Origin of the sequence: Morganella sp. HMSC11D09 (assembly GCF_001807955.1) — a bacterium.
Lineage (GTDB): Bacteria > Pseudomonadota > Gammaproteobacteria > Enterobacterales > Enterobacteriaceae > Morganella > Morganella morganii.
Genome location: NZ_KV791694.1, coordinates 1 through 512, shown reverse-complemented (window position 1 = coordinate 512; position 512 = coordinate 1). Strand labels below are relative to the sequence as shown.

The following is a 512-nucleotide window of genomic DNA, read 5'->3' as shown; positions in this document are numbered from 1 at the left end:
CACAGAGCAGGCCGCAAAAGAACGGGAGGCAGCATGAACATGCGCTCAGAAAGCAAAGAGATTTACGGCGTGAGTGTGTTCCCGGTGCTGGCCGTCCTGCATCAAATCCGCCGGTGGTGGGTACTGCGTGACCTGAAAGACCACTGGAACAGCCGCCATAAGGTAATCCGCATTTGCCACAGTCGTGGCTGGGATGACCATATCCGGTTTCAGAACATCGAGCGGCAGTATTTCATGACCCGCGCCACAGTTAAACGCTACCAGCACAAGGGGGTCATCTGATGAGCCTGACTTACGGATCTGTATGCTCCGGCATCGAGGCCGCTTCGGTCGCCTGGGAGCCTGTCGGAATGAAACCTCTCTGGTTCAGCGAAATTGAACCGTTCCCGTCTGCCGTACTGGCTGCACACTGGCCGCAGGTGGATAACCTGGGCGATATGACAAAACTTGCCGCGGCGGTTCGTGCCGGTGATGTGCCAGCGCCGGATCTGCTGGTGGGTGGTACACCGTGT

2 protein-coding genes are annotated in these 512 nt (G+C 57.8%); both read left to right on the top strand.

Annotated features, from left to right (window positions below; genetic code table 11):
* The first annotated feature begins 33 nt into the window (after window positions 1–33).
* Window positions 34–282, top strand: coding sequence for a hypothetical protein (locus HMPREF3119_RS11545; RefSeq protein WP_070579783.1), 249 nt, complete (start codon window positions 34–36; stop codon window positions 280–282).
* Window positions 282–512 (top strand): DNA cytosine methyltransferase (locus HMPREF3119_RS11540; RefSeq protein WP_210388497.1); only part of this gene is annotated, 231 nt, incomplete at its 3' end. The genes HMPREF3119_RS11545 and HMPREF3119_RS11540, both read left to right, overlap by 1 nt.

Bases quoted from the DNA above. Each gene is read 5' to 3' on its own strand.
- HMPREF3119_RS11545 (WP_070579783.1), top strand. From the start codon at position 34: ATGAACATGCGCTCAGAAAGCAAAGAGATTTACGGCGTGAGTGTGTTC.